This is a genomic window from Paenibacillus albiflavus, assembly GCF_004344915.1.
Taxonomy (GTDB): domain Bacteria; phylum Bacillota; class Bacilli; order Paenibacillales; family NBRC-103111; genus Paenibacillus_AM; species Paenibacillus_AM albiflavus.
Map to the genome: position 1 here is coordinate 331,878 of NZ_SKFG01000001.1, position 24,812 is coordinate 356,689.

Annotated in this window: 23 protein-coding genes; all 23 read right to left on the reverse strand. The window is 43.3% G+C overall.

The window, feature by feature from the left end:
- The gene (locus E0485_RS01635) at window positions 1–1,617 is read right to left on the reverse strand and encodes an ABC-F family ATP-binding cassette domain-containing protein (RefSeq protein ID WP_132415876.1); all 1,617 of its coding nucleotides are present in this window, start codon (window positions 1,615–1,617) and stop codon (window positions 1–3) included.
- A 36-nt stretch (window positions 1,618–1,653) separates the two neighbouring features.
- Window positions 1,654–2,697, reverse strand: a complete 1,044-nt coding sequence (locus E0485_RS01640; RefSeq protein WP_132415878.1) for a M42 family metallopeptidase — start codon at window positions 2,695–2,697, stop codon at window positions 1,654–1,656.
- 131 nt (window positions 2,698–2,828) lie between these two features.
- On the reverse strand, window positions 2,829–3,116 hold the full coding sequence (locus E0485_RS01645; RefSeq protein WP_132415880.1) for a Dabb family protein: 288 nt from the start codon (window positions 3,114–3,116) through the stop codon (window positions 2,829–2,831).
- Window positions 3,117–3,243: 127 nt separating this feature from the next.
- Window positions 3,244–4,848: a DUF6382 domain-containing protein gene (locus E0485_RS01650; RefSeq protein WP_132415882.1), complete on the reverse strand. Its 1,605-nt coding sequence runs from the start codon at window positions 4,846–4,848 to the stop codon at window positions 3,244–3,246.
- A 17-nt stretch (window positions 4,849–4,865) separates the two neighbouring features.
- The gene (locus E0485_RS01655) at window positions 4,866–5,378 is read right to left on the reverse strand and encodes an A24 family peptidase (RefSeq protein ID WP_132415884.1); all 513 of its coding nucleotides are present in this window, start codon (window positions 5,376–5,378) and stop codon (window positions 4,866–4,868) included.
- 37 nt (window positions 5,379–5,415) lie between these two features.
- The gene (locus tag E0485_RS01660) at window positions 5,416–6,123 is read right to left on the reverse strand and encodes a TadE/TadG family type IV pilus assembly protein (RefSeq protein ID WP_132415886.1); all 708 of its coding nucleotides are present in this window, start codon (window positions 6,121–6,123) and stop codon (window positions 5,416–5,418) included.
- Between the two features lie 32 nt (window positions 6,124–6,155).
- Window positions 6,156–8,369 carry a hypothetical protein gene (locus E0485_RS01665; protein ID WP_165921044.1) on the reverse strand — a complete coding sequence of 738 codons (2,214 nt, stop codon included), beginning with the start codon at window positions 8,367–8,369 and terminating at the stop codon, window positions 6,156–6,158.
- 20 nt (window positions 8,370–8,389) lie between these two features.
- On the reverse strand, window positions 8,390–9,370 hold the full coding sequence (locus E0485_RS01670; RefSeq protein ID WP_132415890.1) for a TadE/TadG family type IV pilus assembly protein: 981 nt from the start codon (window positions 9,368–9,370) through the stop codon (window positions 8,390–8,392).
- Window positions 9,367–9,591, reverse strand: a complete 225-nt coding sequence (locus tag E0485_RS01675; protein ID WP_132415892.1) for a Flp1 family type IVb pilin — start codon at window positions 9,589–9,591, stop codon at window positions 9,367–9,369. The genes E0485_RS01670 and E0485_RS01675 overlap by 4 nt, the downstream gene beginning before the upstream one ends.
- A 27-nt stretch (window positions 9,592–9,618) precedes the next feature.
- Window positions 9,619–10,488 carry a type II secretion system F family protein gene (locus E0485_RS01680; protein WP_132415894.1) on the reverse strand — a complete coding sequence of 290 codons (870 nt, stop codon included), beginning with the start codon at window positions 10,486–10,488 and terminating at the stop codon, window positions 9,619–9,621.
- A 4-nt stretch (window positions 10,489–10,492) separates the two neighbouring features.
- Window positions 10,493–11,272 carry a type II secretion system F family protein gene (locus E0485_RS01685; RefSeq protein WP_165921045.1) on the reverse strand — a complete coding sequence of 260 codons (780 nt, stop codon included), beginning with the start codon at window positions 11,270–11,272 and terminating at the stop codon, window positions 10,493–10,495.
- Between the two features lie 4 nt (window positions 11,273–11,276).
- Complete coding sequence (locus E0485_RS01690) at window positions 11,277–12,524, reverse strand: CpaF family protein (RefSeq protein WP_132415898.1); 1,248 nt, start codon at window positions 12,522–12,524, stop codon at window positions 11,277–11,279.
- Window positions 12,524–13,651, reverse strand: coding sequence for an AAA family ATPase (locus E0485_RS01695; RefSeq protein WP_132415900.1), 1,128 nt, complete (start codon window positions 13,649–13,651; stop codon window positions 12,524–12,526). Before E0485_RS01695 ends, E0485_RS01690 begins: the two co-directional genes overlap by 1 nt.
- 174 nt (window positions 13,652–13,825) lie before the next feature.
- On the reverse strand, window positions 13,826–16,936 hold the full coding sequence (locus E0485_RS01700) for an efflux RND transporter permease subunit (protein WP_132415902.1): 3,111 nt from the start codon (window positions 16,934–16,936) through the stop codon (window positions 13,826–13,828).
- 312 nt (window positions 16,937–17,248) lie between these two features.
- Window positions 17,249–17,965, reverse strand: a complete 717-nt coding sequence (locus tag E0485_RS01705; RefSeq protein ID WP_132415904.1) for a KDGP aldolase — start codon at window positions 17,963–17,965, stop codon at window positions 17,249–17,251.
- A 34-nt stretch (window positions 17,966–17,999) separates the two neighbouring features.
- Window positions 18,000–19,106: a DgaE family pyridoxal phosphate-dependent ammonia lyase gene (locus tag E0485_RS01710; protein WP_132415906.1), complete on the reverse strand. Its 1,107-nt coding sequence runs from the start codon at window positions 19,104–19,106 to the stop codon at window positions 18,000–18,002.
- Window positions 19,107–19,130: 24 nt separating this feature from the next.
- Window positions 19,131–19,787: a DUF4310 family protein gene (locus E0485_RS01715; RefSeq protein ID WP_132415908.1), complete on the reverse strand. Its 657-nt coding sequence runs from the start codon at window positions 19,785–19,787 to the stop codon at window positions 19,131–19,133.
- 1 nt (window position 19,788) lies between these two features.
- A complete protein-coding gene (locus E0485_RS01720; protein WP_132415910.1) occupies window positions 19,789–20,577 on the reverse strand; it encodes a DUF4311 domain-containing protein in 789 nt (262 codons plus the stop codon).
- A 52-nt stretch (window positions 20,578–20,629) separates the two neighbouring features.
- Window positions 20,630–20,968 (reverse strand): DUF4312 family protein, encoded by a 339-nt coding sequence (locus E0485_RS01725; protein ID WP_132415912.1) that lies wholly within the window; start codon window positions 20,966–20,968, stop codon window positions 20,630–20,632.
- A 4-nt stretch (window positions 20,969–20,972) separates the two neighbouring features.
- Window positions 20,973–21,338, reverse strand: coding sequence for an SFCGS family glycine-rich protein (locus E0485_RS01730; RefSeq protein ID WP_132415914.1), 366 nt, complete (start codon window positions 21,336–21,338; stop codon window positions 20,973–20,975).
- Window positions 21,339–21,343: 5 nt separating this feature from the next.
- On the reverse strand, window positions 21,344–21,715 hold the full coding sequence (locus E0485_RS01735; protein WP_132415916.1) for a PRD domain-containing protein: 372 nt from the start codon (window positions 21,713–21,715) through the stop codon (window positions 21,344–21,346).
- Window positions 21,706–22,839, reverse strand: a complete 1,134-nt coding sequence (locus E0485_RS01740; RefSeq protein WP_132415918.1) for an amidohydrolase/deacetylase family metallohydrolase — start codon at window positions 22,837–22,839, stop codon at window positions 21,706–21,708. The genes E0485_RS01735 and E0485_RS01740 overlap by 10 nt, the downstream gene beginning before the upstream one ends.
- A 4-nt stretch (window positions 22,840–22,843) precedes the next feature.
- The gene (locus E0485_RS01745; protein ID WP_235857347.1) at window positions 22,844–24,769 is read right to left on the reverse strand and encodes a BglG family transcription antiterminator; all 1,926 of its coding nucleotides are present in this window, start codon (window positions 24,767–24,769) and stop codon (window positions 22,844–22,846) included.
- Between the last annotated feature and the right edge of the window lie 43 nt (window positions 24,770–24,812).

The window sequence follows — 24,812 nt, forward strand, 5'->3', positions numbered from 1 at the left end:
TTAAATCGTGTACATTTGCTCACGTAAAGCTTTAATTTCTTCGCTTGCAAGGTACTCATCATAAGTCATCATACGATCGATTAGACCATTTGGCGTAATCTCCATAATACGGTTAGCGATGGTTTGAATAAACTCATGGTCATGCGATACGAATAACAACGTACCATCAAAATCGACAAGTCCGTTATTGAGTGCTGTGATGGATTCAAGATCCAAGTGGTTCGTTGGCTCATCAAGAAGCAATACATTCGATCCACTCAGCATGACTTTAGACAACATACAACGGACTTTCTCTCCCCCGGATAGAACGTTCGCTTTCTTAAGCGCTTCTTCCCCAGAGAACAGCATGCGGCCCAGGAATCCACGGATAAACGATTCATCCTGATCCTTCGAGTATTGACGCAGCCAGTCAACAAGGTTCAACTCCATATCAAAATAATCGGTTGAATCCTTAGGGAAATAAGCTTGTGTCGTTGTGACACCCCAAGTGTAAGTTCCCGCACTCGCTTCAAGCTCACCCATTAGAACTTTGAATAAAGTCGATTTAGCATTGCCATCTGGACCTACGAATGCGATCTTATCCCCTTTATTAAGGGTGAAATTCAGATCTTTGAAAATATCTACGCCATCCACATTGGCAGTTAGTCCTTCCGCCTGAAGCAACTGCTTACCTGCTTCTCTCTCAGGCTTAAAGTTAATAAATGGATATTTACGAGTTGACGGCTTAATATCATCAAGCGTTAGCTTCTCTAATTGCTTTTTACGTGAAGTTGCTTGCTTTGATTTCGATGCGTTAGCTGAGAAACGAGCGATAAACTGTTCAAGCTCTTTGCGCTTTTCTTCAACCTTCTTATTGGACTCACGCATTAATTTCAATGCGAGTTGTGAAGATTGATACCAGAAATCGTAGTTGCCCACATACATTTGAATTTTGCCAAAATCAATATCTGCAATATGCGTACACACTTGGTTCAAGAAGTGACGGTCATGGGATACAACGATAACTGTACCTTCGAATTTCGCTAAGAAATTCTCCAGCCAGTTAATGGACTCAATGTCCAAATGGTTCGTCGGCTCATCGAGCAGCAAGATATTCGGCGAACCGAACAAGGCTTGCGCAAGAAGTACACGAACCTTTTCATTACCGCTTAACTCAGCCATTTTCAAATCATGCATTTCGCGTTTAATACCTAGACCGATTAACAATTCCGCAGCATCCGCTTCAGCCTGCCATCCATCTAGCTCAGCGAACTCACCTTCAAGCTCCGCCGCTTTCATACCATCATCTTCATTAAAATCAGGTTTTGCGTAAATGGCATCCTTTTCTTTCATGATCTCATAAAGACGCGCATGTCCCATGATGACCGTCTCAAGAACAGGATATTCGTCATATTCATAATGGTTCTGCTTAAGAACTGCTAAACGCTCTCTGGGCGGAATGCTTACATTACCTTTGGAAGGTTCAACATCACCAGAAAGAATTTTAAGAAATGTAGATTTACCCGCGCCATTAGCACCGATTAGTCCGTAGCAGTTCCCAGGTGTGAACTTAATATTCACGTCTTCAAATAATGCTCTTTTACCATACCTTAACGTTATGTCTGTTACAGTTATCATTTAATTAGAAACCATCCTTTAATTTTGTTATTGGGCTTATTCCTTATCCATAATATAAGCTGCAAGTAAACCTGCTGTTCCCAGAATAGCCATAATATGCGTACGTTCCATCGCATGTGACGCCTGCACGACTGGACCAATGAGCGCACCGCGAATATCGTTGCCGCCTCTTAGCGCTGCTGAAGCATCGGAACCATATTGAGGGTAGATATCTATTACGTAAGGAATGCTTTCCTGCTCGGCTAATTTAATCAGCTTACTAGTCATCGCATAATCGTAAGGACCTGAAGAATCCTTCGCACAGATAGACACATCCTGCTCCGTTCCAGCTAAGTCATCGCCTGCCGCACCCATGTCAACTGCGATAAGCTCCGTTACTTCGCTTGGTAGATAGCTTAGACCATGTCCAACCTCTTCATAAGTCGTGATTAGAATTTTAAGTGTATAAACAGGAGTAATCTGTTCCCGCTTCAACCACTCAAGCAACCCAAAAATAGCTGCTACACTAGCTTTATCGTCAAGATGTCGTGATTTGATATACCCATTCTGCTTAATCTCAGCTCTAGGATTGAAAGAAATGAAGTCACCTGTGCGGATGCCAAGCTCCTCAACATCTTTCTTGGAGAATACCGGCTCATCGAGTCGAACTTCCATGACAGATTCCTCACGTTTAAGATCACGAGCATCTGGGAATACGTGTACGGATGGCTTGTTGGTCATAATCGTACCATCGAATACACGGCCGCTACGAGTATGAACCTTGCAATATTCATTCTCAATCGAACCCATCATATAACCACCAACAGAGGTTAACTTGATACGACCGTTATCTTTAACTGAACGTACCATAGCACCTAGTGTATCCACATGACCCGATATTCCTATCACCCGAGCATTACTTGCGCCTTGGACCGTAATCAGTCCGCAGCCTTTATTTGTCGTTTCGAAAGCATAGCCCAGCTTGGCAGTTTCTTCTCTCAGTATTTCGATAATATCATGTGTAAACCCTGTTGGACTTGGTGTATTGAGCAATTTCTCCAATAATTCAAGCACATACGTTTGATCAAAGACATTTTTCATATCAATAGCGCCCCTTCTCTCAAAATACATGATAGTTCTATATCACTGACAAAAGGAAACGGCCTCACAGTCCAAAATAGGACGAGCACATTTCCTTCTGATCAATAGCTTCATTCATTTTATCGGCAAGACTAGCTTTCAAAATCAACAGCTACTGATCCTTCAACCACGGATTTAATATGTTTGCCAACTTCAACATGAACTGGATGCACTTGATAGGCTTGCATGTCTTCTAATGAATTAAACTTTGTAATCAAAGCAAGGTCATAGGAACGCTCTGTATGCAAAACATCTGTACCTACTTCGATGTGAAGCAATTGAGGAATTTTCCCATCCATATTTGCAAGTACATCATGCGTAACCTTCACTGCTTCTGGTGAACGATCCTTTAATTTAAAAAACACTACATGAGTCAACATCGGTAAATTCCTCCAATTCCTTTAGAAAACAAAAAGATTTTTTATATAAATTATGGTGCAGCACAAAAATAACGTCACCAAAATCGGTGACATCTCATTATACCATTTGTGACGTGTTAGTGGAAATTTATTTTCTGAAAATCATTTTGGAAGATACGATGCCGATTACATCACCATCAGATAACAGGTAGCTTTCATAAGGTACAAGTGTCTGCTCGTTTAGGGTTGTACCATTCTTGGAGTCTAGGTCTCGAATCACATATCCATTTAATCCTTCACTTACTTCAGCATGAATACGTGAGACACCCTGAGTTTGAATAATCAAATTCGCACCAGTTTCATCTCGACCAATTAAATATGGCGTTTGATGAATTCGCTTAATCTCCAGTCTGCCATTCGTTGATACTTCAAGGGTTGGCTCAATTGGGGCGGGATTCACTCTAACGATTCCTTGAGCAAACTCTGCCTTCGATTTGGCATCCAGCAGCGTCGTAGCCATTGGATGACTTGATGACAAGAGCGTGGTCCTATTGCCCAGCTGATCATAATAGGAATCTAAATTCTTAGGTTCGGTATGATTCGGCAGATCATTAGGTTCGTGTGGAATAAAAGTGTTCATCCGAGATGGAGGAATGGATTGCTCTCTTTCTGTTTTCTCTTTGTTCGAAAGCAGGCAATCTTTTAATACAAATAAGCTGATTAATAATAGCACTAGCATACCTGAACTTGGGTATAACCATAAATCTGTTGGTTCCATTGCCGTTTGAGCTCCTAGAACGACTGTAACGGCAAGAAGCACATAAATGATCATCTTTGCTGTTTTTTGACTTAGATTAATGTTCATTAAAGACTTCTTAGGTGACTCCTCTTCGACTTCATCCCACCAGGTTCCCTTCCAATTGCTCTCTTCCCGCAGCTGTTCAACGTGATCATGTACGAGCTGTTTAGCAAGGACAGACTCATCCTTAGCATAATCCTCGGAATCAACTGTCGACCTAGGAGGCACAGGCTGTGAATACTCGATCTTCGGCTGGATTTCTGGAGCTGGAGCTTGAGTTTGAGTAGTGAGTATTGGACTTGAATCTGCTTGTATTTCTTGCTTATTTTTGCTCTCATTAGCTTTTTTGTTTTCATTAGATTGATAGAACCAGTCAGGCGCTGGCTGAAAGCCGGCAACCTCCTCTTTAAATCCAGCAAGTGTCCATGCAGAACGATCACAATAACGCTGTAGAGCCTTTACCGCTTCACTTGGCTCATGATGATTATGTAAATACTGTGCAAGAGTAGCTAACAGTTTCTTAAATTGATTCTGCAAAGACGGTATCGCTGCATGGTGAATGGGTACATAGGCTAAACTCACGTCTCCCCAATTTTCTCCGACATAAATCATTCGATCATGAATGACATACTTCCCCTCTTGTAGTAAATAATTGACTGAATTACTTAGTATATCTGTCATTCTCGTAATGAGTTCTACCGCATTCTTATCTGTTAACCTCCTGATTTGCAAAGCATAATGCAGCATTTTATAGGTGCTGATGTCATACAAGAGCTGTATTTGGAGATCAATCTCATCTATTCGCAGCGGCAATACACCAGGAATCGTGCTAGCCGTCAGCATCTGAGTTTGCAACTCATTTAGCTGTTCACGGCTTATCCCTTGATCTATTACCATATAATGTCCTCCGCGATCAATATATCGTACTTGCAAACCAGCTATTTCCTCGCTCATGATCTTCACTCCTTTCGCTATATCCACTTATCAAAATAGGTAAATACAATGCCTGGAACTACTGCAATCATAAAAGGAAAGGTTACATTCTTGCCTTGGTGCATCGTTCTTATTGCGTTTAATTCACGCACCCAAATAAACATCCATATTTTTACAAAAATTGCCGCTATACGATGATGTAATTCTTTACGCCAGATCAGTATCGCAATTCCAATCAAACCAGCGCAAAGCAGAGAATAAATCATAGAATTAATGACAAAGGAAGACCCTGTTAATGCACCAATACCTGCAAAAAGCTTAACATCGCCTGCGCCAACTGCTCTCACTAAATATAAAGGAAGCATCAAACCAAATCCGATAAGCAATCCGATGAAAGATTGGTATAAACCATCCCAACCATTCAAATAAGTGTGCAGCATTAATCCTGCTAAACAAGCATTCACAGTCAAATAATTTGGAATAAGAGATTTACGAATATCCGTAACGCTTGCATAAATAATATAAGCACCTAGCATCACATTTACGATCAAGTGGTTTGTGCCTCCTATAGGTATGTTTGTTTAGTTTTTAGGCTCCGAGCCATACACGTTCATAAGCTTTCTTCTTCAATATGAGCTCTGTGTTGAGAAAAGGAATGCGGATCGGAAACCGATAAGACACTTCGATTCCGAGATAGGCATGATCTCGATCAGTTAAACTTGGCCAATTCACTCTCGTTACCTGCATTCGATCCTTTTCTAGAACAGACTGATCTGCAAACATGTAAACGATTGGTGTGACAACTTGATTTAGTTTAGGCTGTAGAACCGTCTCATTTAGGTGTTCAATCTCTTCCTGCGTTTGGTTAACTGCTGATTCTCGCATTTCCTTCTCCCATGCAATCAGGTTAATAAATGGTGCTGGGATCCACGCAGCATAATCATCAACGAATTCCTCTACTTGTTCGAGCTTACCTTGCGCCTCTTCAACTCGTTCAATCGCCGAATTAATACCTTCTCCAATTTTACTCCCGTTGTACTTACTTATCGCTTCATTTACTAATAGCTCAACTGGATATAGATGTGCGGATACCAGCTTGGTTGTCTCAGCAGCAGCAGATTTGAGCGCAATTTCAGTTACAGCTAAACGAACGAATAGAATAAGTACAAGCACGAATGCAATAAACATCGGCGTTATAATCGCCGCTTCAAGCGTAATTCCACCCCTCACTTCACGCACGAATGAAGGAGGCTTGAACACCTTTATTACCGCATCCATTCTTCGATGATTCAGCATAATGTCAGTCCTCCTTCCTGATCTTCATTAAATCAATACGTAATCGCAAATGATTTGGTCATTTCACAGCGATTTCCACTAACTGTACATTGCGAGCTACCCGTTAATTGAAGAATCTTCAATAAGCCAGAAGTGAACCATAACGAGGTCGAAGTTGTTGCTGATCCTTCCATGTAAGTGGATACATTGGCGAGGTCTATTCCCGTGTTTAGTTCTATTAATGATTGCATTCTGGACATGAGCTTCTTATCATTTGAATGGATGAACAAGAAAAGACGCAAATAATCTTTATACGTAAATGATAAAAGTGAGCTCTTAATTTTCGAGGAAATCGGTACTGCTTTACCCTTGATTAAATCATCCATATCGGAATAGGCTTTGACTGCGCCTTCGGCTGCAGCAACTAATAGCACGAGAAGCGGAGAACCGATGTTAAGCATTTCATTCTTAGGATCCATTAATTCTTCAATGGTACGGATCGCAAATCGAATCGCGAACATTTCTCCGTATGCAGATGTTAGATTAGCTTCACATGAGGAAAATCCGTAGATCAAGTATTCCGCTTCCTGATTGTATAAGGTATGGCCGCTTGGATCGTTCAACGTCCGTTCTTGCTTGATCTCCCCGTTCGGCTTCTGCTCTAGACCTAATGTCCGATAATTATATTTAGTAAGCGCATACTCATTTAAATAAAGTTTATCCCTCGCACTAATCAGCATGTCAGTTAAGGCATCAAGCAATCCCATGGCGCTCGAAGTAGATCTATCCGCATCGTCAAAGTCATAAGAAGTTGCCAAATCGCCAGCAGCATCTATTTGATTCAAAGCAAGGTACTTATTGTACAAACCCGTTTGTTTGTTCTTCCCATCCCCTTCAAGCTTGGTATATACGTTCTTGTTAGCTTCTTCGTTACCTACTGTGCAACTGCTCATCAACGTTTTCTTCGCTTGCGCAAGAATGCTCTTAATTGCATTACGGCGTTCCTTCTTCTGCCCTTTGATATTATCGTTCTCCTGCTGTCGCTGCGTTTCCAAAACCGACTGCTGACTATAAAAGCTCTGATTCTGACTTAGATAAGCATCATTCGCTTCAATTAATGGATCAAAATTAGCATTCAAATGCATTTCAACAGCTGAAATCTGATTGCGGAATCCTGCAAATAAAGATGTCACGGATGCAAGTCCAGACTGAAATCCGCTTAAATAGGCTTGGTCACGAATTTTGACATGATTAAAGACATCATTTACTTCAGGCAAGTCCGAACTTCCTGACTCTTCCCGAAGTCGTTCTAACTCAACCACAATTTCGTCGTTATACTTCTTCGCCTTTTGAATGTAATCATCCACATCCTTCTGTATGCTTAGCAGCAAACGATACCTCATTTCGGCTTCGACCTTCATCTGCGCCACAATCCGATAATATTCTGCGATCCAATCTAGAATTTGTTTGACTCTGGCTATCTCTTGCTCTAACCTTGCCTTCTCCTCTTTTCTATCTTTTTGGGCTTCTTCGCTTTCGTCTTTGTCTCCAGATTTCAAGCTGTTGAGTTCACTTTGCAAGCTGGCAAGCTGAATCAGCAATGAAGCTTCTGTTTCTGAACCGATCTTGCTAATAAGATCCTTCAAATGATTCATTTTCTCGTTCATCGAGTTATACGATTCTTCGATCTGAACTTTGAAATCTTCGCTCCTTGACCATGCGTCGTCCAGCGCATCTTCTCGCTTATCGATCAATTTCTCCAAGCTGCTTGCATTGCTAGAAAACTTCGTCCCACTTTGGAATATTGCTGTTGTGGCAGGCTGCTGAAGCTTGTCCGTAATTTCTAAAGCAAACTCAATTGGCGCGCGATACTTCATTTCTTCCAACACTTGACGTTCAAATACGGTATGATTACTTAGCATGTACATCGGCGTTAACTTAGCTGAGTCTGTTACAAGCTCGGTATCCAGGTAATTGAAGATATCGGTTCCAGTCGCTGTCTTCAGATTCTCAATTAATACCTGATTGAATATTTCCTTGGCTTCCTCCGAATCTTTCCCTAAACCAAATAATCCCCATTGCTGCAATTCAGGATGGTAAGCAGACATAACTGAACGGATACCAGCTCGAAGTGCTTGTTCGGTTTCCAGTTCAGAAGCCTTGACCCGTGCAAAATCAATAAATACGGTGGTGAAAAGAAAAATCGGTACGATGATAATGATCAAATAGACCGAAACTGCTCCTTTAGCGGAACGAAACCTACGCAACAAGCTGCCGCCCCTTTCTACTACTCATGAATTACGACAATAATACCTGCTTCATCCAATTTTTTTTGAAGCCTTTCGGAAGGTAAATTTTTACCTCCTTTAAAGAAATGCCAGACGACACCCTTCACCATCCCTGCTTGCAAAAGCTCAATATCCTTCGGTAATTGAACCGTTTCTAACTGAGAGTTGGTCGTATAATAAGCTTGATGAGCGATACCGTTAGCATCAAGTGCATCAATAACACGCCTTGGACCTGATGGTGTTACCATCTCCGTTCTTTGACCACTGACAAGCTTACGAATATAATCTGAGGCCTGGGCTTCTGACTTGAATGTTATCGTCGTCCCTTGCTCCGTATTAGCAGGCTCCTTAAACAGCTCTCCTGCATCCTTCGGTTTGATCCGATCTTTCACTTCACCCATATACGTACGTGTCAGATCAATCATGCGAATGAACTCGATCGGATCTGTAACGTACGATTCATGCTTCCCCATAGCCAGCATCGAGCCTCTGAATGGCATGCTAAAAGGAACATCAAGCTGAACCTGAACCTTGCTGAGGATGCCATAGCTGGCATATTTAATTTCGCCATGCAGATTGCTCGGAATCTGCATGGCTGATTTGGCTAATTTTTTTTGAATGAGATTGCTATCAGAAGGAACTCCTTGCACGGGAAGTGTAAGCTGCGAGCTGCTAGTGGAACCGAATAACCCAAGTCCCGCACTTAGCAAATCACTGGTTATTCGTCGATATAATCCGTCATGTGAACTAGGAGAGAATCGACCCGTTGCAGGATCTTTGTACGAATTGTCCCATACGAACGCCGCCCGCTCCGCAACTATGCTTGATTTGCTGTGCATACTTGCCACCTGATACGTGTACACTGCCGTAAATAGTAAAATTACGGTACAGATCATAATGAATGGAAACAACACCGTTGATTCAAGCGTAAAGCTGCCTTCGGTATCTCGCCAGAAACGAGTGCCAGTACGTCTTATCATTTGCAGCCTGTAATTTTAGGATCACATACTGGGACAGAATTATTACCGTCGAGATTTGTTTCCGCATCTCCAATTAATTTTGTAAACCATGCACCGATCCATTTTCTAAAAATAATGGCAATCGCGACAAGTACAGCTACAATCAGTAGAATCTCGAGTGTGCCTAACCCATCTTCTTCCTTCCACAATGCGGTTAACTGTTGTTTAAGATTCAAGTTCATTATTCATCCTCCAATAGTTTAGTAGAATCACATCATCATCAAAGCTGGGGCACCTACAATAATTAAAACAACTAGAAAAATGACGACCATCGGAATTACAAGCTTGGAAGCTGCTTCCTCCCCTGCTGTTCTGCTAACTGCCTTGCGCCTGTCCCATAATTCTTTAGATAATGTGCGTAGAGATAGAACGAGCTCATCACCGCCTCTCTTGTAATTTAGGAGTAAAGTTGTTGTAAACATGGTTACTTCTTGTGATGCACATCTTCGACTCATATTCTCTAGTGCCTTGGCAAATGAAATATTCATCTGCAATTCTTGAATCGTAAGCTTCATTTCTTTAAAAAGAGGCGTTTCTTCTGTGTTATTTCCTTGATTAATCGTTCGAATTAATGCTCCTTGCACAGTTTCTCCCGCATTCACGAGCAGAATGATTTTATTAAGTACCTCAGGAAGCTCCCGAATGATGCTTCGCTTGCGCTGCTCAACTTCGTTGCTGAGCTGTCTAAGCACAAGTACTGGAATCAGAATAGCGATAAATAGACCAAATCCAAATATGGTCGGATCATCAGCAAGAACGGTAAATAATGTACCTCCAACTACACATAAGGTAATCAAGGTCAAAGTTTCAGCTATAAACCATTGTGTTATTTCTCTCGCATGCTTATTGCCATAGATGGTGATCACTTTCTGATGAACTTTGATCGTATAAAAATCAATCCGACGCATGATTTGAAAAACATTCAACACATACAGAGACACTGGGGCGAGGAACTTCAGTTTATATTTATAAGGAAGCTCATTCCCAATATTCAATTCTTTCCTTAACCTAAGACTTAACAGCATGAATAGGAAACACAATCCAACCTCAACAGCTAGCAGAATCTTTAATAGAATCATCGCTCTACACCACGATTCTCATCATTCGTTGTGTTAGCCAGAAACATAAACCAAGCACAACTAAGCTGATGGTCATAATTATTCTTCCAACACCTTGAAATAACGGCTGCATATAGTCTGCAGAAGTAAAGCTTAGAATGGCAACGATACAGATTGGTGCTAGTGTCATAATGCGTGACTCAAACTTCTTCTGCGCAAGCATAACGGCAATATCCGTTTGAATCTCGATTTTCTCGGTCAATATGCTCGTCGTTCTTCGCATCACTTCGATCAAGTTGCCACCTGTTCGTTTACACGTTACGAGCACATCCGTAAAATTAGTTAAATCGTCAATATTCGCTCGACTCGAAAAATCCGTTACCGCCCTCTCAATCTGCTCCCCATTATCCAAACGCTGTACGATAATCGTAAATTCCTGAACGATGAGATTAGAAGGCTCAATAAATAACAGCTTCAAATCAACTAATGCATCTCGAAATGCATTCTCAATCGACTTGCCTGCCGTAAGGGAAGAAGATAAGCAATATAGCGCTTGTCTGAACTGAATTAGCAGCTTATCCTTACGTCTTTTGATAACACTCGATCTCCATATTCTGGGGAATAATAGTCCTGTTAGCCCAAACAGAAGGGCAAGAAATAGATTTTTATAGAAAATAAAACCAACCAGCCCTGTCACAAACCCTCCGATAAGGATAACGATCAACCTTTCACGAATAGATAGATCATACAGATCGTATTCGATTAATTTGTTTCTGAGTTGTTCGGACTTTATGCCAATCCTCAACTGGTCAAGCACTCCTTTCCATCATCCAATCTGGTAGTGAACTTCCCGCCATTTGGAGCTTTAGCGTATGGTTAAGCGGATTCCCCGTATAGATAAGCTCTCCTTTCACTTTGCCATCCTGCTCCTCGCCATGTTCAACGAAGGTGAAAAGTGGATTCAGTTCGATCTCACCATTATTCACACCGACAACTTCGCTTATCTCCGTAACTTTGCGTGTTGAATCTCGAATTCGACTTAAATGGATCAATATATCGATCGCTGAGCTAATTTGTTGCCTGATAACCGTTAGAGGAAGCGGAGCAGCACTCAACACCATCGTCTCTAATCTGCTCAGCATATCCTTCGATGAGTTTGCATGCCCAGTGGACAAGGATCCATCATGGCCGGTATTCATTGCTTGTAGCATCTCTAAGCATTCTGCTCCTCGAACCTCCCCGACAATTACCCGATTAGGTCGCATGCGAAGCGAAGTTCGAATGAGATCACGAATCGATATTTCCCCTTTGCCTTCGGTATTCGCATTACGGGTTTCCAAAGAGACCAAATTCGGAACTGTTCGAATCTGCAATTCAGCCGAGTCTTCAATTGTAATGATTCGCTCATCACTCGGAATCCACTGCGACAATGCGTTAAGAAATGTTGTCTTCCCTGATCCCGTACCACCGCCAATAAAAATGTTGTATTTGGATTTCACAAAAATTTGAAGCAATGTCGCTGCTTCTCGGGACAAAGCACCAATCGATACAAGATCCTGAATCGTCAATGGATTCTCCGGAAACTTACGAATAGTCATTGTCGGTCCCTTGAGTGCAATCGGTGGTAAAACCACATTCACACGCGATCCATCTGGCAACCTGGCATCTACGATAGGCGAAGATTCATTAACCGTCCGATTCACCTTGGCAACGATACTTTGAATAATATCCTCTAGTCTTTCTTTACTTTCGAACGTATCTTCTACACGTATTACACGTCCAGCACGCTCTATGAACAGCTCTTGATGTCCATTCACCATTATTTCAGTGATCGTTGGATCATCAACGAGTGGCTGCAGCACATCAAGCCCACGAAAGCTATGAAACAGCCTCATCACACACTGGTAAAGTTCATTCGCTGTTAATCCGAATCCAGCCGTATTCTCAAATACAACTTGCTCAATCACTGCCTGCAATTGCTCATCTGCTATCGGGCAGGATAGATCAAGTCTTTCGGCTACTTTACGTTTAAGCAAGGCAATATCTTCTGTTTTCATCAGCCTAATCTCCCTTTAGTTGATACTTGCTTCTCCAATGCTCTGATGAGAAAGCTGATCGCCTCTTGATAAATTCGATGTGTTATCAACACATTCGGATTCGCATTATTCTTCCATTCCGGAATGTAGGGTAAAAAGAATGATGGCTCACATCCATATGTACCTGCATCAAGCGCCAATCTCCCTGTATATTTATTCACGACATAATGCAGTCGATTTAGAGCAGGCATTGTTCGAATAAAAAGATTCGTTTTGTGAAGACAGATCGCATCATCCTGAATCAACCAAACAACATCATCACAATATTCAAGTGCTGTCACAATTCGTGGATGAGCGGAACTCTCCATATCGATAACAAGCCAATCGTACTGATCGTTATGTATCGCCCCGTCCAAGAAGAGCTTTACTTCTGATTTCGACATCTCTTCCATTTCTCGAACCTGATTGATCGTACTGATGTAATCAATTCCTGTAGCAGGATCGCGTTTGATTACAGACGACAGCTTGGATGTGAATCGGCTCCGATCGATTTTGAGCAAATACATCAGCTGTGACAGCATCTCACTGCTGGAATTATTATCAGCACCTGCCTGAAGCACGATTTCAGCAGATCCAATGCTCTCTAATGATACATAGAGTACGCGATATTGCTTCATAGATAAGCTTCTAACAATATTGAGCGCTACCGTAGATTTGCCACAATGTCCAATGGCGGAACAGACACCAATTACTTTCGTTCTTCTAGCTTTTCGCTCATCAACAAGTCCTAGTACTTGCTTGTGAGATAAGTCGATTTGACATAATTCAGCAAATAAGCGTGTCAATGCCTGATATTTATGTAGATGATAAGGATAAGTACCTTTGTGATTGTTAGCCTCAATAGCCTGTGTATGCAAAACGACTGAAGGATACCCTTTATCTGATAAAGTCATCGCTTGAATAGCTTGTTCCGTCCCAATAATCAGCGGTATCTTACTCGTTCTAGCCAAGAAATTCTCTGCGTTCGATGCTGTTGTAAAAATCTTAAGATCAATCAAGTCTTTATAGGACGATTGCTGCACAAATGCCATCACCCCACCCACATACTCCATATCCTCATCGATCCAAACAAACAGATGCTCCTTCATATTGACCTCCCAAGAAGAAACGATTTCATCGTCCTTTAGGACGAATGCGTACAACAAAAAAAAGCACGCGCTGAAAGCAGATGAATCTGCGTTTCAGCGGTGCTTCCGCATGCATAACGTAATATTTGAAGTTATCTTAGCATAATCTTCCAATCGATGCAAGTTGATTTTACATTAGATTTTCTGTTCCGCAATTCTAGTTTCGATAGTCCCTTTCGATGCATTGGTTTTCTTCAAAAAAACTCTAGCGAAGAAAGCTTTAATCACTTCATTGCGCTCATACACGATAGGTACGATAACCAGTGTTAATAGTGTGGATACAACCAATCCACCGATAACAACAACAGATAATCCTTTGGAGATTAGAGCACCGTTAGACAACCCGACTGCAAGAGGCATAAGCGTCATGATCGTAGCTACGGCTGTCATAATAATCGGACGCAACCTTGACATACCGCCCTCAACCAGCGCTTCCCGAACCGAATAACCTTGTTCACGCAATTGCTGAACACGATCGATTAGGACAATCGCATTCGTTACTACAATACCAATTAGCATTAAGAATCCAATTAAGGAGGTAATATTAACAGATTCATTTGTAATGTATAGACCGAGAATACCACCAATTGCTGCAAGAGGAAGTGAGAACAGGATTGCAAATGGTGCGCTAGCATTACGGAATGCGATAACCATCACTAAATACACGATGAATACAGCCGCACCCATAGCTACAAACATATCCTGGAAGCTCTCTTCTAAGTTTGCGGAGACTCCCTTAATCTCTGTACTAACACCGCTTGGAAGTGTAAGCTGCTTAAGATCGGTAATAACTTTATTGCTTACGGATTGCTTATCAGGGTCGTTAATCGTAGCCGTAACAACGAGAACCTGCTCCATCATTTCACGTTCAATCATGGTAACTCCATCTGTTAACCTTACATTTGCTACATCACTAAGCTTCACTTGTTGTCCAAATGGTGTATTAACAACCATATGTTTCAACTGATCAACGGATTGCTTATCTTCTTTAGTCAACTCCACAGTTGCCTGATAATTTTTCTCATCCAGCTTAATTTGACCGATGGAATGCGAACCGATCCAGCCATTGACAGCTTCCATGATCTGAAGATTCGTTAACCCATGTTCCATCGCCTTTTGTTGATCCACATTTACTTCCACTTCTTTGTTGCCCGCAATCAAGCTGTCTTTAATATCGGATAGCTCTGGGAACTTAGCCATCGATTGCTTGATCATCGTTGCCGCTTCTTGAAGCTTGACTAAATCATCACCTTTTACATTGTAGGTGAACGTATTTCCACCATTGGAGCTAGGGGCTATACTAATAACGGAGCTATAAATAGTCGAATCCTTGGAAACGATATTTTCAATTTTCTCCTTATAATCCTTCATTACTTGCTTTGCATCACTTCCAGCATGGAGCTGTGTAAGCAAATATCCACGATTCGAGAGAGTACCTGCAGAAGAACTGTAACCGATAATCGATTGTACAATTTCGAACTGTTTGTCGCCTGTAGACGTAGTGGAGTCATTCAACAATTGTTCGATCTTCTCGATCTCTGAATTCGTCATATCAAGCGTATGATGTTCAGGTCCAACGACATCAAAAACAACATATTGATCGGAGTTGCTGGCAGGCATTAATTCTGACGACAGCTTGCCTGCAAGGAAAATCGATCCTACGAAGAATATTAGCGCGATGCCAAGCGTTACGACCCAATGCTTGAGCGTCCAAACTAGTGTCTTCTTGTACGCTCTCGTTATTCTTCCTGGTTCTCCACTATGTGTCTTGATCGATTTGCTATTCATCACCATAATCTTAGCAAGTACTGGAATTACCGTAAGCGCTACAATAAGAGAAGCTAACAGCGCACTTACAAGGGTGATGGCAAAAGGTACGAATACTTCCCCTACAATCCCGCTGACAAAGGCAATCGGAACAAACACGCCGACTGTTGTAAGCGTAGATGAAGTAATTGCTCCTGCAACCTGCTTCGTAGCAAGCTTGATAACAGATTCATTACGTTCCTGCGCCTTTTGCAGATGACTGTAAATATTCTCAATAACTACGATACTATCGTCGACGACCCGACCGATCGATATGGCGAGTCCACCTAAAGTCATAATATTAAGGGAAATACCAAGCGCTGACATGAACAGCATGCTGGTTAGAATCGATAACGGAATCGACACAAGAACGATTAATGTCATTCTGAAATTGCGAAGGAAAATGAGAATCATAGCTGAAGCCAGCAATGCCCCAAGCAAGCCTTCCTTGATCATACCTTCCAGCGAGGATTTGATTTCCTTCGATTCATTATAAACTGTCGAAACGACCAGCTCCGATTGTGATTTGTTCCAGCCTTCAATCAAATTCTCGATATCTGAAGCAAATTTCACCTGGTTTGCTTCTTTACTTTTATAAATATTGATGCTAATTGCGTTCTGACCATTAATTCTAGAAATGGATTTCGATTCGTTGATCGTTTTAACATTGCCCAGATCTTTTAGCGCAATTAGACCTTTGGGGGTAGCCAGTTTCATTTGCTCCAGCTTGCTGATTGAATCCAGATCGCCATTGACACGAACCATTTGCGCCTTCCCGTCCGCTTCGATTGCGCCAACTGGACTAGACGCTAATGCCGCTTTCATATAACCCGTAACCTGAGCAGGATTGAAACCATTCGCTTGAAGTGCATCGGCTTTCAGTTCAATCGTTACAGCAGCTTCATGGTCGCCGATCGTTTCAATATGATCCAGCCCTGTAAGCGACATCAAACCAGGTTTTAATTTTTCACTGAATATTCGATTGATTTCATCCGCACTGAGTCCCTCTTTTCCATGAACAGCCATGTAGTAAACAGGAAAAGAAGCAAAGCCTTGTGTTAGAAAATGCGGTTTATCTACACTCGATGGTAGATGAGCATTCGCAATGGCATTGTCGGCCAACTGCTTGAACTCATCCACTTTAACACCTGATTCTAATAAGATCGCGATTTGCGACACATTATTACCTGAACTTGATTGCAGGTTCTTGATGCCCTTAATACCGCTAAGCGATTGTTCAACTGGCTTCGTAACTTGCTCCAATATATCGCTTGGAGAAGCGTTATAACCAATCGTAACTAACATAAACGGAAAGGTTATGTCCGGCATGCTTTCAACCTTAAGCTTGGTTGCTGAGTACCCTCCTCCAAGTACAAGCATTGCCATAATTATTATGACTGCCGCAATGTTGCGTAGGGAAAACTTCGTTAACAAATTCATGAATTTCTGCTCCTTTTCTCCTCTATATGTACAATGGTTTATTTTTCCTACAAGAATCTTACATGGAACAGACCAACCTGAAACACCGTCCGAAGCATAGAATTCCACTTAGGCTAAAGTCTAGGACAACCTCAGTCCTAGGCAGGGTGCTAATTGACATATAATGAATTAAGGAAACAATCTAAATTACAGCTTTTTGATACCTATATCAGTAGGATAAGACAAGGGATTTCTTCCTCGGACTCTGCATGGAGCACAAAAAAGAGACTAACGGTAAAAACCGTTAATCTCTTTTTTCACTACATTATTGTTTTATTTGCACAAACGAGCTAATTCCTTCACATCTTCGATCCGCGTCAAACCCGTATTCTTGTCGATAATCGACGTGTACAAATGCGGGATAATTTGCTCCGCCCCGTTCTCGGCGCATACTTCAATAATTTGACCGATCGTATGGATATCAATGCCGCCGGTAGGCTCGAAAATTTTGATCTGATGCTTCGCTGCAGCCTTGACCATTGCAGCCACCTCATCTAGATGAGCGGTTCCTCCGATTGGATAAAACTTGACCGAATGGACCCCGATTTCAGCGAGCATCGCAGCCGCGGCATCGCAAGACACCGTTTCTTTCAACGATTCGCTTTGTGGTCCGGTCGTAATGATGACTTGACCTGGTGTGCCACTTGGCGTTATCACCGCGTTAACAATTGAATGTCCGCTACCTACGCTTTGCAAAGCTCCCAAGGTGTAACCCGCAGCAGGGAACACTTGGTTGACATGAGCCGGTTTCGTTTGGACGGCCACCTGAACAACCTTTTTCCACATGGTCGGATCGGCTGCCCCCAACCCTACAGATACTGGAACGTCTGCCTGCTGAAATTCTCGAACGGTTGCTACAGCTGCCTCTACGGAAGCGAAGTTTTTCACCATCAGTCCAACATACACATTTCCTTGTGCGGCTTCTACAATTTGCTTGGCATTGTCAACGTCTTTCGCCAGCACGTTTAATTGAATCCTTGGATTACTCACAGTAAATCCTCTCCTTCATGTATCCTGATGTCTATTAGTTCCCTTTTGCCAAAACTTGTTTTATCCGTGCGACTATGATTTCTTCCTGACCCGCTAGTAATGGTCGCGGATCGATATTGATCAACCCTAGATTAGCATAATGATTACGCGTATATACCGCAGGGTTGCCGGCTTCAAGCTCTTTAATGACATCGTAAGCGGTTTTTCCAGTGACCTTGGAGTCAATGGCCAGCTGAGCGCGATAGATAGCACGGCCGGCTTCATCCTGAAGTATCGTCCCGCTAACCCCTGGTGTATCCTTCAACTGCTCAATCAGCCATTTCATTCTTTCCAGCTGCTGCTCGGATTCATCTGGCCTCTCATCATATCGTTGAAGTGCGGTCAAGAAGCCAATGATACCTTCCTTGCCGATCTTCATTGGTCTTCCAACGCCGTGATATTGAGCTCTGCAAGCCTCGATCAACGAAGCGCGTCCGCAGATCATTCCCGATGTTGGCCCTTCAATAGCCTTGCCTCCGCTATAGACGACCAGATCAGCGCCCATCGCGATATACTTGCGTAAATCTTCTTCTGCCGCCGCATCAATAATAAGCGGAATCCCTTTTTCCTTGGCAATCGCGATCATCGTTTGAATAGACTGCATCCCTTTTTGCACGGCATGATGGGATTTGACATAAAACAATGCAGCGGTGTTCTCGCATACAGCTTCTGCAATGTGCGCTTTCTCCACATGGTTCGCTTGTCCTACCTCAACGACTTTACCGCCGCCGATAGAAATCATTTGCGTGATAGAAGCTCCGAAGTGAATGGCATGGCCTTTTTGGATAATAATTTCGTTAGGTACCCCATTCGTATGCGGAATGCTCTCGATCAAGGACAAATTCGTCCCGGCGATCACCGAGGCGACGGCAATAGCCGTTCCAGCCGCGGCTCCAGTCGTTGGGCAACCGTCCTCGGCACCAGTTACCGATGCAATGACTTTGCCTGCAGCAACCAACAATTCGGAAACATCCACATAGTCTTTAGCGGCAGCACTTAGTGCATCACCAACAACAGGCGCAACTGCGCTTGCCCCTAGAGCGGTCATTTTGCCACTCGCATTGATGACTTTTCTGCACCCGTATTGTTCGAATATACTCATGTCTTACTCCTTCGTTGAAAGGTTTTATTTTGTAATAATCGGGAAGATAGCCCCAAGAATCATAGCACCAATAATGGCTCCACCTGCAATCGGCTTTTTATAATAGTAGAAGATCGCTGAGCCAACGGTAGCTCCTATGCCTACTGGAATCGATGCCATAACCGCAGAAATAATGATGAGCGGTCCCAAATAACGTCCGGCTGCATTCCCTGCTCCCATCATGACATCAGCGCCAAAGGTGGAATTCGAAGCATTGATCGTAAATTTGCGGATCGTAATGATGACTAAACCAACTAGAAATCCAAGAACAGCGCCTGTTAGCAATGCAAGCGGAAACGAGGTTAGCGGAGCGGTAAAGCCTGCACCAAGCATTAAAGCCGGGACGCCGATACCAATACCTGTTTGAAGCGAGCCTCCGATGTCCAATATACCAACTAACGGTCCTTCTAAGATGCGGGCGAACAGAAAGCTCGCTCCGAACGCGGCAGCAGCCCCATAGCTTCCTCCTTTAATTCCTGCCTCCAGTAAAGCCACAATCGCAATATCGTTGAACGCTCCTACATGATAAACGTAATACAAATGCGTACCAGCGAAAATCCCCGAAGCAAGGCAAGCTACAAATAGCGTAAACGCCCACTCCGAATACCAAAACCCTTTTTTCAATTGTTGTATATTTTCCATCTTATTTCACCACCGATCCAAAAAATGCGTGAAGATCAACCAGCCACTCTGGGATGACTTCAACATTCAAGCTGTGCAGTAACGCTACGTCGAAGGCACGGAAAAATCCGCTGAAAATAAACAAGAACACAACAGCAACAACGAGCGTCTTTGTAATGCGGTTCCATCCACCATCATCGACACCTTTGCCGATCAGAATACCAAGCACTAGTCCTGGAACGGCATTGCCCATAACAAGGTGTGCCAAGCCGCCTAAAAGTGTAGCCCATACGCCCGTTCTTTTACCTGCATCCATCGCCGCAGTCCAAAATACGATAGGCATGATCGGATTAATCAGCCAGTTTGCCGCAGGCACAAGCACATTCGTTGCAATCGCTTGCAAGGAGGCTGGTATTGCAGCCGCAGTAGAGTTCAGTACGCCTACGACAACGGCCCCAACAATAGCACCAGCGATTGCCATTTTCTTCGGATTGTGTAGTGTTTCTTCTACGTTCTTGTTCTTCGCCAGCAGGATTGCAGCCGCCCAGTTCGGAATGATCCGATGATCGACATCCTGCGTTAATCCCCCCGCACCTACGACGGAAGCCCAAGCATTGAACAAGAAGCCAAGTCCGAATGAGAAATGCGCGATAGAATCGCCTTCACAAGCATTTAGTTCTCCCAATGTCCGGAATGCCCCCATCCCTTGAACACTAGGTGCGTGGAACATCCGGGCTGCACCTGCGCCCACTCCAAATCCTACCAATAAACCAATAATAATGGATTCAAATACAATCGTAAGCGTATTCATTTGGATCCTCCCAACTTGGTATACAATACAATTTTGCTATATTTCATCACATTCATCTCATGCGAAGAACGCGCTGTAAAGGAGGTAATGATTCTGCATGCTCTTCAAATTGAACTTCGGCTAGTGACACTGCCCGTATTTTCACATCCACCCGGATCGTAATTTCATAACGGGTTCTCGTTCTTGGAAACAGGAAGCCGAGAAACTTTTCTCTATATGTCGACACCTTCGCAGTAAGTACTTCCACATCCTGAGGCTCGATCTGCAGTAAAATATCAGGGTTATTCTTGGCAATGTCCTTCTTCATCTGGGACAGCGCATTCTGGAAAGCGCCTTTCTTCGTTTCCGCCGTTCCGCTAACAGTTATCGATCGCTCCATCACTTGGAACATGAACTCACCCCTTATTTTTTTTAATATAAGCTTCGGTCAATCTCCTGCCCAATTCCTCAATATCCATAAATCCAAAACCGATAACTTTCTTTCCAGCATTGATTGCCGTCACTCCTGCATCAACGGAACGTAGCCCAAACTCCATCGGATACTTGTATTTCGTGTTCGCCGTAACAGCTCCAGCACCACCGCTGCCACAGAACGAGATACCGAAATCGGCATTTTCTTTATGCATGACGTCGCCAAGCTTCATATCCGCGCCTACGCCTGGAATGACAATAGCGATGCCTCCCGCCGCTTCCACACCTTTTGCAACATTTTGTCCTTTGCCTAAACGATCACCAATAACAACAATAACTTTATTTTCCATGCCCATTACCCCTCTTCATTAAATTTGGCTGCTTCAAAATGAACAGTTAAATAAAAAATCTCCGCGGCGTCCAAAGTGCGATCCGTCGTCTCCAAATAGCTTTGAAGTACACGACGGCTAAGCTCCACCAGCTCAGGGCTCACTTCTTCAAACATACTTTCATCGAGCTCAGGCAAATATTCGTTAAGCTTCACCCTGCGCGTAAAAGCCAATAGATGAATTCCGATAACTAACATTTTATCATCGGATAATTTCAAACTCGCATCCTTAGCACATGTTGCCACGAAGTCTAGCAGCGGACGAAGCTCGTCCAGCTCAGCCTCCGTTACAGTTGTCTTTCCCGGTATTTCCTTTAGTAGGGTCTCAATCATTTGCATGTGTATAATTCTCCAGATTTCATCGTGTATTGTGCTTGAATTAATTTGTTATAGGATAGCTTCTCGTTCTCCGAATCGATTAGCTCCACCGGTTGATCTACAATTTTGAGGATCGAAATATCCGCGATGGTTCCTACCTTTAACGTTCCGATGTCATCGGATTTGCGCAAAATTCGTGCAGGGGCTGCTGTAGTCCATTCGATAATTTGGTCGATTGAATATCCTAAAGCCAAAAATTTGGTCATGGTCGTAGTTAAGCTGTAAACAGGACCGTTAAGCCAATTTACCAAGTACAGATCTGTGCTGATCGAATACGGCGTAATGCCTAGTTCACGAGCCCTATTCATCGTAGCAAAGCTGAAGCTTGCGCTGCCATGCCCAACGTCGAACCGTACTCCGCGATCCAATGCCCGCTGTGCTTGTGGAATCAGCTGTCCATGTTCATCAAGAATGCCTCCCGGCTTGCCATGAAATGCATGCGTTAGGACATCTCCCTCTTCCATCAAATCCAGGACATCCTGAAGTTTCGGCGGCGCATTGCCAATATGGACCATGACCGGAAGTTCCGCTCTGCGAGCCACCGATTTGGCGACAGCGAGAGGAGAAATACCGCTTCCCTTCACAACCGAGCCACTCATCCGCGCCTTAATGCCAATGATGGTTTCTGGATATTCCGCAATGCGGGCCAAGGTGGATTCCACAACCAGTCTGTTTAAATCCGCCAATTCGCTTCTTCCTTCAACCAGTCCGGGACTGGAGATGTTCAGCCATGCTAGAACCTCCGTAGCATTTTGTTTAACGCTACGTTCCACGAAATCATGGAAGTTCTGCTCACCCGAACTGCCGGCATCCGCAATCGTCGTTACTCCCTGATCTACCCCAAAATTATCCGGCTTCACACCCATTTGAGGAACAGCCTCGAAAATATGAGCGTGAATATCAATCAAACCAGGAGTGACCAAGCAGCCTTCCGCATTTACCCGACGTTGAATATCGCCTCCTACAGTTCCTGGCTCCAAAATACCGACAATACGATCTCCGGTAATGGCAACATCATACTTGCCGGAATGACCGGTTGAAGGGTCGATGACTGTTCCATGCTCAATTAGGACGTCGATTTTCATAGTTTTATTCTCCTTTGTTTACAGGTTCGAAATATCTAAGAATAGCGTGAAGCTCACCTTCTGTAACCTCTAGATTTTTCCTTTGCAATACATGCTGCAGCTCCTCTTTCAAAGCCAACGCAGTACTTCCAAGCAGCGGGGGTTCCCCATATTGCATGTAGGCCGTGCCGAAGTGAATCCTATTCACCATAAACAAGAGGTGCAGCGTCAATCCTTCCGCCCGTTCATCGCTTAAATATTCTCTAAAATGGGCTATGATTTCCCTGCTCAGGTCGTAGCCAGTATAAATAATGTCCTGCACCATATTCTCAAGTTGTCCGGCATTATGAGCAAGCATTTCTGGTCTGCGAAGTCCGCCGCCGTTTGATGTGGAACGTACCTTGCTACTGCCAAGCTGGTTCAACTGGGTCTGTATCGCCTGAAAGTCGTGTTTGCAAGGAATCGAATGAACGACAACAACCGGTACATTCGCTTTAATCGGCAATATGGAGATCACCAAATCCACCTGTACTTTCTCCAATACCTTCTCCACATCCATAACCGAGCAAGACGCTACGAACTGAAGGTGCTTTATTTCATTTTCAATGATCGTCATCAGCCATTTTGATGTGCCTCTACCGGTTCCGCAGACGATAAGTGCTTTCCACCTTTGCTGTTCAGCTTTACGTTCGTATGCCGTTTGAAAATGAAGCACGAGAAAGGCGATATCCGAGTCGGTTAAATGCACCCCTAACGATCCCAGGACCTCCAAACACGCCTTCTGCACATAATCAAACATCGTTCGGTAGGATTGCATAATTTCTTTTAGCAGCGGATTCGGCTCCATTACACCATAACTGTACTTCGTCATTTTATCTGACATGTGGGCAAGCAGGTTGTTAAGCAGCTCCGGATCATCCAGAAATGGAAAACGCATTTGATCCGTAACATGTCGAATTATTCCATGGGTTATCGTGTACACATCCGGTAAGCTCTCGCCTTTATTTATCTGGTATGGAAAAGGAGCTGCCATGCCAATAGCCTGCAAGCTGATGAACCATACGGCATTATCCGTAAGTGTGATCGACTCCATTTCAGCCAGCTGTGCAAGTACTCTTTGAAACACATAAAATATGTTCAAGCTGTGTTCGGAAACACCCTCTTTGGTTCTATCCTCATTCTCTATATGTTCGTCTTGATGATGCCGCTGAATTGCAATGCATAGACGAATGAACACACCGATTATGACTCGATCCGACAACATTACCCCAACCTCGGATTCAGTGTTCCTTACGATACGGGATAAAGCTTCGAATAAGAAATCCAAATCATTAACAGGCTCCAGGAATCTCTCCAGTACTTTGTTAAAGTGAAGCGTCGGCTTATGCTCCTGCGCGACACCTTGAACAATTTGCAGCATATCGTTGCTATCGAGCAGATCATGAATGATATTCTCCAACACAGTGCGTCTTTGCTTCTCTGTACCGATTAATTGAATACCAAACCGGCTACGTTCCAGCAGAAGCTCCCATTCTTTGAAAAAAGCTTCAGCAATCGCCAAGTCGGACAGAATCGTATTACGGCTTACATCGTTCTTCTTCACCATTTCACCGATGGTTATATGCTTGTCGCTAAGAAGCAAATCGAGAATAATGCCGCGCGCTCGTTCATGCTGATTAACAAACACATGGCTTCCGGAGTCTTCCAACATACCGAGCAGCATTGTTCGCTCCGATTCGTCACAATCAATCCAGATGCCTTTGCTTGGATTCGAGCACATGAATACGTCTTGTTCCTGCAGCCATACACGGATCGTTTCCAGATCATATTTGATCGTTCTGTCACTCACATTGAATTGTTCGGAAAGCTCCTTGATTCGCAAAGGCGCTTGTTCAAGCAGCATTTTTTTGAGATGTATGCGTGATCGAGTAGAAAGTGCTATCGGACTCACCTCTGTTTGCTAAAGTTACATGTTGAACAAGAACGTCGGTTCC